This window comes from Ruegeria sp. HKCCD7628 (genome assembly GCF_057221005.1).
Genome location: NZ_JBWVBA010000011.1, coordinates 113,357 through 123,370, shown reverse-complemented (window position 1 = coordinate 123,370; position 10,014 = coordinate 113,357). Strand labels below are relative to the sequence as shown.

At 54.2% G+C, this 10,014-nt stretch carries 8 protein-coding genes; 1 reads left to right on the top strand and 7 read right to left on the bottom strand.

The window, feature by feature from the left end; all coding sequences use genetic code 11:
• Positions 1–391: 391 nt before the first annotated feature.
• From AC2TAD_RS18945 to AC2TAD_RS18930, 4 genes are all read right to left on the bottom strand, one after another.
• Entirely contained in the window at positions 392–877 is a 486-nt protein-coding gene (locus AC2TAD_RS18945; protein ID WP_480869570.1) for a DUF3124 domain-containing protein, read from the bottom strand.
• Between the two features lie 244 nt (positions 878–1,121).
• Positions 1,122–1,763, bottom strand: a complete 642-nt coding sequence (locus AC2TAD_RS18940) for an alpha/beta family hydrolase (RefSeq protein ID WP_480869567.1) — start codon at positions 1,761–1,763, stop codon at positions 1,122–1,124.
• Between the two features lie 36 nt (positions 1,764–1,799).
• Entirely contained in the window at positions 1,800–3,359 is a 1,560-nt protein-coding gene (locus AC2TAD_RS18935; protein ID WP_480869564.1) for an acetolactate synthase large subunit, read from the bottom strand.
• Positions 3,360–3,748: 389 nt separating this feature from the next.
• Positions 3,749–4,960 (bottom strand): AAA family ATPase, encoded by a 1,212-nt coding sequence (locus tag AC2TAD_RS18930; protein ID WP_480869561.1) that lies wholly within the window; start codon positions 4,958–4,960, stop codon positions 3,749–3,751.
• Between the two features lie 123 nt (positions 4,961–5,083).
• Between AC2TAD_RS18930 and AC2TAD_RS18925 the strand changes: the two genes are divergently transcribed.
• Entirely contained in the window at positions 5,084–5,791 is a 708-nt protein-coding gene (locus AC2TAD_RS18925; RefSeq protein WP_480869559.1) for an IS6 family transposase, read from the top strand.
• 427 nt (positions 5,792–6,218) lie between these two features.
• Here AC2TAD_RS18925 and yghX read toward each other — a convergent pair whose 3' ends face one another.
• The 3 genes from yghX to AC2TAD_RS18910 all read right to left on the bottom strand — a co-directional run bounded on the left by yghX (position 6,219) and on the right by AC2TAD_RS18910 (position 10,014).
• Complete coding sequence (gene yghX / locus AC2TAD_RS18920; RefSeq protein ID WP_170755656.1) at positions 6,219–7,106, bottom strand: YghX family hydrolase; 888 nt, start codon at positions 7,104–7,106, stop codon at positions 6,219–6,221.
• An 89-nt stretch (positions 7,107–7,195) separates the two neighbouring features.
• The gene (locus AC2TAD_RS18915) at positions 7,196–8,719 is read right to left on the bottom strand and encodes a malonate--CoA ligase (RefSeq protein WP_480869556.1); all 1,524 of its coding nucleotides are present in this window, start codon (positions 8,717–8,719) and stop codon (positions 7,196–7,198) included.
• On the bottom strand, positions 8,716–10,014 hold the full coding sequence (locus AC2TAD_RS18910) for a malonyl-CoA decarboxylase (protein WP_480869554.1): 1,299 nt from the start codon (positions 10,012–10,014) through the stop codon (positions 8,716–8,718). The genes AC2TAD_RS18915 and AC2TAD_RS18910 overlap by 4 nt, the downstream gene beginning before the upstream one ends.

The window sequence follows — 10,014 nt, the reverse complement described above, 5'->3', positions numbered from 1 at the left end:
CCGGATAGGTTCGCAGTTTCCGCGGCAAACTGAGACTGGTTCGAATTCGTCTGACGGTACCTCCAAACCTGTCTCCGGATCGATGACCCGCCCGTTCGTTATGACTATATCGTAGTCCTGCGCTGAGCAGGTCGTGGCAATAGCCACAAAGATTGCAGAAACAAATGTGCGGTACATGAGCTTGACCTCCGTGTTTCCAGCGTAAGGCGATAAAGGAGCAGATCAATTTATTGTTTTGCCTGGGTCTGCTCTTACTGCTTTCCGTCCTGAATAGCCCTCTGAGCAAATGCACCAATGTCTGCCTGGAACCCAAAGCCAACGCCAGTCACTGGTGCTTGAGTATTACATTGATGATTGAGCTGGATACATAGAAGCAAAGTGGTGGTCGGTGTTAGGGTTTTTGAGTCAACACCTGACCTCGGCTTGTAAACGAGATTCCTTGAGTGCCGCTTCCTCCAACCATGATCGCTTCTACGATAGGGGGTAGCACCGGAACTTCTGCCGACCAGGTGACTATGAAATTCGCGCCAATCCCGTCTCCGACGCTACCAATAGGTACAAGCGCATTCATCGACCCAAATGGCATCAATTGAACGGGCTCATTTATGAGAGTTTCCAGAAGTTGCCCCGCTCTGTCGTAATATTCGACACGCTCAACTTTGATCTCTGATTGAAGACTAATGTTGTGCACAACTAGCGTAGACGCGAGCGGTTCGCTGCGCCCCTCCTGCGTGAAAACTCGCGAATAAGAGGGAACATAGACGACTTGAGATGTAACACTCTCCGAAACTTGTGCGAATGAAAGGCTTGGTACGGTCGTCAACGAAACCAAAACCATTGAGAATGACCAGAAAGATCTGCGGGAGAAAAACTTCATGTAGGCGCATGCTCCGTTTCTTCTGTCTTCAAAATGAGCATACGGATGACAAGATTCGGCGCAAGAAAATGTCCGCTTTGTCCGCATATCGGACGTAGACACGCCGCGGATGGAATGTCGGCTATGGCGAGGAATGCTGCGTGCGCTTAAGCGCCCTGATGTTGATTTCGCGTTGCTGCCTGCAAGGCCGTTTCAAACCCTATAAACACGGCAATCCCGCAGCAGGTGGCGCCAAACAGCAGCCCTAAAAGTTTATCCCGTCTATCCAAGCTGAGACTGTTGCGCCCATCGCGTTCATGTGGTCAGCGTGGGTAAGACCTGAAACCCGTTTGCGTGGCTTCAGATCGTGATCTCCGTCTTCAAACCAACTCATTTGTATTGCTGATGAAAGATAGTACCTACTGACTTCACCCTTCGTGCCAAACTGGTCCCGTGTTCCCTGACAGATCAGCGTTGGCGTTCGCAGACATTGTAGATGCTCGGTACGTAGCTTCTCGGGTTTGCCGATCGGGTGGAACGGATAGCCCACACAGAGCAAACCAACGACGCGTTCCGCTTCAAATAGCTCATCCGCAATCATACTGGCCACGCGCCCACCCATGGACTTTCCACCAATGATCAGCGGGCCATCAACTTTGAGCTCTTCGATTGCAGAGAGATACTCAGAGTTCAGTTTGTCTGCGCGGGGAGGGGGTTTGCGGCTGCCTTCGGTTCGGCGCTGCGCCATGTAGGCGAATTCAAATCGAACGACCCTAAGGTTTTGCGCTGCAAGTGCTTCTGCAATTGCTGTCATGCCAGGGGCATCCATCGGGGCGCCTGCGCCTTGGGCAAGAAGAATAGTTGCGCTTGCTGCTTTGGGGCCGAGTTCAACGAAGTCGGTGGGCATAGTCTCGTCTGCTCTTCAGGTTCCTCATCAGAATACTCATGCCGGCGAGGGACACACAACTTCGATCAGAGATGGCCCGTCGCTGAAGAGACCGGCAGAGAGCGCCTTTGCAAAGCTGTCCATGTCATCTGCGCGTGTCCCAGGAACACCGTGGCCTTTCGCTAGAGATACCCAGTCCAGTGCCGGGTTCTCCACGTCAAACATAGCCTGAGCATTCTGACCATAGCTCGCCACGCCGACGTTTGTGAGTTCATCGCGCAGAATTTGATAACCGCGGTTTGCAAAAACAATCACCGTGACGTCGAGATTTTCCCGCGCCATGGTCCACAGTGATTGTAGAGTGTACATGGCCGACCCATCCCCAGTCAGGGCTATGACCTTTCGGTCCGGACAGGCGGTGGCCGCACCCGTTGCGCAAGGCAAACACAGCCCAATCGCTCCGCCGGTGCCAGCGAGTAGATCATGTGGTCGAGCGGTGGCTGTCGGTGGAATGACGTGGAAGCCTGACGTAACGGATTCATTGCAGATTATCGCGTTTTCCGGGATCAGTGCTGCCAACGCCAAACCAACTTTTTCGAGGGTCAACTGCCCGTTGGGAACGTCAGGCAGATCGAGCAAATGGGCTTCTGCCACCGTTTTGCTTGTGACCCCGACCGCGTCGGCGAGCGCTTGAAGCGTCCACTCGATATCATCTGAGGGCGTACACAAGTCGGTAATGGGGCAATACGGAGGTTCGGGTACGCTTGGTTTCCCGGGATAGGCAAAGAAGGCGACTGGCCTGTCAGTGCCAAGCAGAGTGATCGAAGACGTTGCTTCTAGCTGAGCGATCTTGGGCGATATCGGATAGACCAGTTGGTCTAGCTTTGCTGTTCCTGCGCCTTTGGAAATGCGCGGTATCAGAGTATCGGCCAACAACCGGCACGCCGTCGCGGCGGCAATTTGTCCAGCTAGTTCACGCTGCGGTCCAAACAGGGCTGATCCGCCAATCATCAGCGCGGCGTTCGGCGTCACAAGACGGGCTGCCGCGGCCTCTATCTCGCCTATTGACGGTCGATGGAGTCTTTCCCTGTTGTCCAAACGGTTTGCCGCTGCGTTCGCTTCGTTCCAAGCTGTGTCGGCAGGCAGGACAAGGGTCGCGATCTGGCCGTTTTGCGCGCGGGCTGCTTGAACTGCCGCTGCTCCATCCGTAGCCACGTCGGTGGCATTGGATGACACACGCGTCCAATGACTGACCGCTTGGCTGATACCGAGGATGTCTCCTTTCAAAGGGCTTTCATAACGAAGGTGATGAGTTGCGTGATCTCCCACGACGTTCACGATCCCGGATCCGGCTTTCCGTGCGTTGTGCAGATTGGCAAATGCGTTGCCAAAGCCAGGCGCAAGATGCAGCAGCGTTCCCGCAACATCACGTTTCATGCGAAAAAATCCATCCGCCGCACCCGTTGTTCCGCCTTCAAACAGGCAAAGAATGCAATTCATCTCCGGGTGTTCATCCAAGGCAGCTACAAAGTGCATTTCCGAGGTGCCGGGATTTGCGAAGACAGTATCCACGCCATTGTTCAAAAGGGTTTTTACGAGTGATTGGGCGCCGTTCATTTTTACCTTGGCCTGATTTCAAGCGGTCATTTGATTACAATGCTCGCACGAAAAGGCTTTCTTTCTAAACATATTTTCCTCTCAATCTCGACCTTGTGGCACGCAATGGACCGTCCGGTCGAAGTCGGGCTGCAAGAAACCACGGGCAAACGCTGCAAGCCTGACTGACCCCACCCCATGATCGGCTATATCACCGTCAAACTGGTGGAGCGCTCCCGTTCAACCGTTTTTTGAGGGCAGGCTTCTACTAAATGAGCACGGCGCGAGACGGGTTTGACCTTATGTGAGGCTACCGAGTGCAACCTCGATGAGGCATGGCTTTTCGGATATTAAACCACCGTTCATTTGCCGACGTTACATACGGTCAGCAAACCCACAATGGAGTTTCGTCATATCAGGTTCTCGTCCTCCGGCTCTTCATCAGCCGGTAGTGTCGGTACGGCTACCAGTCTGATTTCTTCCCTATCTTCCCCGTGGATCGTATAGAGCCTGGATCGGGAGAGCTTTTCGAGTGACCGCCGGAACGCCTTCCCACGGTCATCACGCTTTTCAGCTGCTGAAACCCGGTCATCGGCGATGCACGCCTCGCGCCATTTCTTCCTTGTGGTAGATGTCTTTCCGTCCTCGGTCAGTTCTTCCAGTATCTCCAGAGTGGCCTTTTCCGATGCGGTCAATTTCTCACCGTCAGACTTTTTGAGCATTCCGGAAACGCTCTCTTCTTCACAGACCACGGTCTCGATTGGGTCCCCATCTTCGTCGACCCCCAGCTCTACGGTTTCGTTCCGGTAGGCCAGCGCAGTTTCACCCGACCTTCCGTTCCGGTTTTTGGTCGGCGTCCCACTTACGATCCCTTCGCTCTTGGTTAGGGCGAGGTTGAAGTCCAAGATCCCGTTAAGCGAAGAATGACCCCGGGGAAGGCCGTCACCGGCTTTCGTATCGTGGTGGACCAGCATTACAGCGGCCCCCCAGCGGCGCAAAGACTGCAGGATGCTGATGGCCTTACCCATACCCTCTGAACTGTTCTCTTCGAAGCCCGGCATGGCTGCGCTGAGCGTGTCGACGACGATCAGACTGGGGCGACGATGCGCGATAAGTTGCTTCAATTGCTTCACCCATTTGACGTTCGAGAAGCGACCAGCGCAGTCGGCGACCATGTGAAAGTCACCGGTCGTGCCGAACTGGTTCCGAAGCGCCCCAATCCGCTTGCGCATGTCGCGCTCATTCTCTGTTGCGAGGTAGAGGACGCTGCCCTGTCTGACGCGCCGCCCGAAGACCTCCTCTCCCCGGGCCACTGCATAGGCCAAGTGAGGTGCGAAGACCGACTTACCGACACCCGGCGCGCCCACAACGCTGACCAGGTCGCCTGCCGCGATTAACCCCTTCACCAAGTAGGCGGCGGGCTTCATCTCGGCACACTGGTCTGGGTCGAGTAGCGTCAGTCCAAGGGTCGGATCGGAAGGCTCGACGCCAATCAACTCACAAGCCTCTGCGTCGAGATTACGGTGCAGCTGTTCCGAAAGCACGACCGGCCGCTCTTCAGCTGCCTCGCGCTTGATCCAGTCAAGCTCTTCGGCGGTCCAAGCAGAGTCTAGGTGTGTCAAGACTTCGGCCTGCCGTAGCTCAGTAACAGCGGGATGTGACCAGCCGCGACGCTCAGCTTGGCGGACGGTATTGTCAGAAGAACTTGGGTTGAGCGGGGCAGGGCCGATACGTAGCATTAAATAATGACCAAACCTTCCTCCTTCAAGTACTTCAAAACCAGTCCTGAGATCATCCGCCTGGCGGTGATGCTGTATATTCGGTTTCCGCTCTCGCTTCGGAATGTCGAAGATCTGCTGCACGAGCGCGGGATCGATGTCAGCCATGAAACCGTCCGCCATTGGTGGAACAGGTTTGGCCCGATGTTTGTATCAGAGATCCGAAGAAAACGGGTTCAGCAACTCCGGGCCTTTTCAAAATGGAAGTGGCACGTAGACGAAGTATTCGTAAAGGTTAACGGCAAACGCCACTATCTCTGGCGGGCCGTTGATCACGAAGGCGAGGTGCTGGAAGCAGTTGTAACGAAGCGCCGAAATAAAGCTGCAGCACTGAAGTTCCTCAGAAAATTGATGAAGCGGCACGGTTGCGCCCAAGAGATCGTCACAGATCGCTTTGCATCCTACAAGGCGGCGCTCAGAGATTTGGGTGCGTTGGAAAAGCAAATAACGGGCAGATGGCTCAACAACCGTGTAGAGAATTCGCACCTTCCTTTCCGACGACGCGAACGCGCCATGCAACGGTTCAGGCGCATGCGAAGTTTGCAGAAATTCGCTTCCGTCCACTCCTCCGTCTACAACCATTTCAACCAGGAAAGATCGCTGGCCAGCAGAGACATCTTCAAGCTGACACGCAACGCCGCTCTTACCGAATGGCGCGAACTTGGTGCGGGATAAAGGACAGCGTCACTGGCCTAACAGAGACGAGTTCGAATTCGTCTGACAGCACCGGCAAAACTATGTGTCGCCCGACAATCATCTCTAGTCCCGATTTCGGAGATGCAGTTTTGACCTATCCTGAATTGACCCAGACACTTTGCGTTTTCTCCGCGATGCTAACGGTATTGCGAAATCGCTCGCAATTCTAATCTGATTGGGATTGCCATCTGTTTAAAGCGGTCAAAGTGATTCATTGAATTTGAGACTGCTGCCTTGGGGCTCAAATCAAATGATCTTTGCACCCAAGCCTTTTAGCCAAGCGTTCCTGTCGATCTATCTGATCATGAGAAATAAAATACTGGGGCTTCAAATGACTTGGCCCCGGTAAACTGTGGGTTGCGACGAAGCGACGAAAACACAATGCTCGCTTCGCCGTACACTGTAGTTACTTTAGGTAGGTGTTGAACCAATCAATAGTGCGGTCCCAGGCTAGGTTTGCCATTTCCTCGTCATAACGAGGCGTACTGTCGTTATGGAAACCGTGGTTAGCATTTTCGTAGATGTAGGCTTCGTATACCTTTCCGTTGGATTGCAGAGCGGCTTCAAAATCCGGCCAACCTGCGTTGATGCGTTCATCAAGCTCTCCCATCTGAATCAGCAACGGTGCCTGAATTTTGGCTACATCCTCAACTGCTGGCTGGCGACCATAGAATGGCACGCCCGCGGCCAATTCGGGGTAGGCCACGGCAATTGCGCTCACCACACCGCCGCCGTAGCAGAAACCCACAGCACCGACCTTTCCAGTGCAATCATCTCGGTTCAATAGGTATTCAAATCCGTTGAAGAAATCGTTCATCAATTCGACCCGGTCCACTGTCTTTTGCAGCTCGCGCCCATCCGCGTCGTTGCCTGGGTATCCTCCCACTGACGTCAGACCGTCGGGGGCCAGTGCCATAAAACCGGCTTTTGCCAACCTGCGTGCCACATCCTCGATGTAAGGATTCAGGCCGCGGTTTTCGTGGATCACCAGCACCCCGGGCAGGGGCTCTTCAACGCCGGCAGGTCGGACAAGGTATCCGCGAACATCACCGGTTCCATTCGGTGAAGGATAGGTGATGTAGTCCGCGTGGATATCGGGATCGTTGAACGACACTTGCTGAGCCATCGCGTAGTTCGGGCTGAGCATGTTCAGCAGCGCGACCGCTGTCACGCCGCCGACCGCGAACTTGCCTGCGCGGTCCAGGAATTGGCGCTTGGTGATCTTGCCGTGCGCGTAAAAGTCATACAGGTCCAGAAGTTCCTGGTCGAAGTCTTTTGCCGTCATGCGAGTCATTGTGGATCTCCTGATGAGTTTGGCAGTTTGAAATGTGGGTAGTATACGATCTGAAGGTCTTGATTTGATTGAGCCTCTGGATGGGCTTCCTAAGATAACGCCGATGACAGTTCCTTGTTCGCATACCGTTCGCGCATCGCGTTCTTTTGAACTTTTCCCATAGTGTTTCGCGGCAACTCCTGGACGAGTTCGTAGCGGCGAGGATGTTTGAATCGCGACAGTTTGTTTCTGATGATCGAGTCGATCTGTTCCACCTGAAGCTGTGCTCCGGGCTCTGCAACCAGAGCGGCAATGATTGCTTCACCGAAGTCTTTGTCGGGGACGCCGAAAACCGCCGATTCCTGAACGCCATCGACATCGTTCAAAACGTCTTCAATTTCTTTAGGGTAGACGTTGTAACCACCAGTGATGATCAGGTCTTTTGACCGACCTACAATCGACAGATAGCCATCCTCGCTGTATTGGCCCAGATCTCCGGTGATGAAAAAACCATTTTCTCGAAGCTCTTCAGCCGTTTTTTCGGGCATTTGCCAATAGCCCTGAAAAACATTGGGGCCACGTACTTCGATCATTCCGATCTCGCCCTGGGGCAGCGGTTCTCCAGTTTCAGGGTTGGTTATGATCACCTCAGTGCCGGGTATGGCCATACCAACAGTTCCCGCGCGACGCTCACCGCCATAAGGGTTAGAGGTGTTCATGTTCGTTTCGGTCATACCGTAGCGCTCAAGGATACGGTGGCCGGTGCGCGTTTCGAACGCCACATGGGTCTCTGCCAGCAACGGGGCTGAGCCGGAAACAAACAGACGCATGTTCTCTGTGATCTCATCGGTGAAACGGTCATCCGCCAGCAATCGGGTATAAAAAGTGGGGACTCCCATTAGAAGGGTCGAGTGGGGCAATTCCTCTAAGATCATACCAGTGTCGAATTTTTTCATCAGCCGCACTTTGGAACCGGCGAGTAGTGATGTGTTCATCGCCACGAAAAGCCCGTGCGTGTGAAAGATGGGCAACGCGTGAATCAAGCGATCAGCGTTGGTGATAGCCCACAAATCCACAAGGGCTTGGGCATTGGACAGCAGGTTTCGGTGGCTGAGCATCGCGCCCTTGGACCGGCCCGTGGTACCTGATGTGTAAAGAAGCGCCGCGAGGTCGTCCGGCGCGCGATCCACAGTTTCGAATACACAAGGCTGTGCCTCCGCTTCGCGGCTCAAGCTTGGATTTTCGCCGCCCAAGGTCAGCAGCTTTGCACCAGACCGGGTCGCCAATTGTTCGAATTCAACTTTGTCGTGGCTGTCGCAAACGATTAACGCAGGTTGCGCATCAGAGATGAAATAGTCCAACTCTGCCATGGTATAGGCAGTGTTTAGGGGCAGGTAGACAGCACCTGCCTGAACCGAAGCGGCATAGAGCGCAATCGTGTCGGCCTGCTTGGGCGCTTGCACAACGATGCGACTGCCAGGGGAAACTCCGCTGTTCTGCAAAACATGCGCGATTTGCGCGGTGCGCTGCAGAAACTCATCATAAGTGACCACCTGGCCATTATCGATTTGCAGGAATGGAGCCGTGTTGCCCTCGTGGCGGGCAAACAAACTGTCGTAAAGTGTATTGGTCACGCTGTATTTTCCCTAGGCTTTACCGCAAGCGTCGCAGTTGAAGCCGCGCGAATTGAACGCGAGGCTTGGATCGTGGCACGTGTCGCGAATTCTTCGTGGTAACGTTCTGTTTTGTTCAAATCGTAAAGGTAATTGACCATCGCACCTCCGGACTGGGCGCGTCCGTTTGGAGACTGATCTGCCTGGGCATGCAGTTCATGAAGCTCGGCACCATTTCCCAAGTGAAAGCGCGCCACAGGGTCAAGCGGCATTCCATCTTCGCGCTTGGCGAACATCAAGTACCGGGCGGCCATCGCGCGCACGTCCTGCGGTGTTGCTGTTTCTGCAAGCACGGCCTCGGCGGCATGCCCGTGTTCTGGGTTGTCTGTTTCACCAGCCAGCCACCGGTTTAGCCCCGGTATCGGAGACAATGTCACAAAGGTATCAAGCCCGCGAAGCTCCCGCGAAAGCTCGGTCACAACCTGCTTTATCAATAGATTCCCAAAGCTGATGCCAGCCAAACCCTTTTGGCAGTTTGAAATGGAATAGAACGCCGCGACCTTTGCCTGCTCGGCTTCGATCGGTTCTGGTGCTTCGGATAGAAGCGTATCTATTGCATCCGGGATTTCGGCGGTCAGAGCGACCTCAACAAAAATCAGTGGCTCATCTGGCATCGAAGGATGGAAGAACGCAAAACAACGACGGTCTGGCGGGTAGAGCCTTCGCCGCAAATCGCCCAGGTCGTTGATTTGGTGCACCGCTTCATAGGCGACGATCTTATCCAGAACGCGGGCAGGGGTGTCCCAGCTGATTTGCTTGAGGACAAGAAAGCCCCGGTTGAACCAGCTGCGCAATAAATGGACGAAATCGATATCTGTTCGCTTGAGCTCCGGTTTGGATTTGAGAAAGCGCAGCAGATCAACGCGCATGGCTACAAGTTCCTGCGTCGCACCAGACGGCTGGTTCAGCCGTCGCAATAACTCTTGCCGCCGTGGCTCTGAAACTTCGCTAAGTCTTTCATAAAGTTTGACACTTTGGTCACTGGCGTAGAGGCGGGCTGCTTCAGAAAGCTGATTTGCGTCCAACTCTAGCTTGTCATTCAAATAGACAAAAAAGTCTAGTTTCTCCGCATCATTCAGGGTGTGGTAGCGCTCAAGGATCGTAGACGCGAGCGTGAATCCGGAAACTTCACCTTCCGCAGACAAAAGCGCCTCACATAGTTCGGCAATGGTCCGTTTGTCATCCTTGCCACGCCTTTTGTCGGGACGGTCCAGCAATTGGTTTAGTAGATCACCCAGAAACCAATTCCGTTGCAT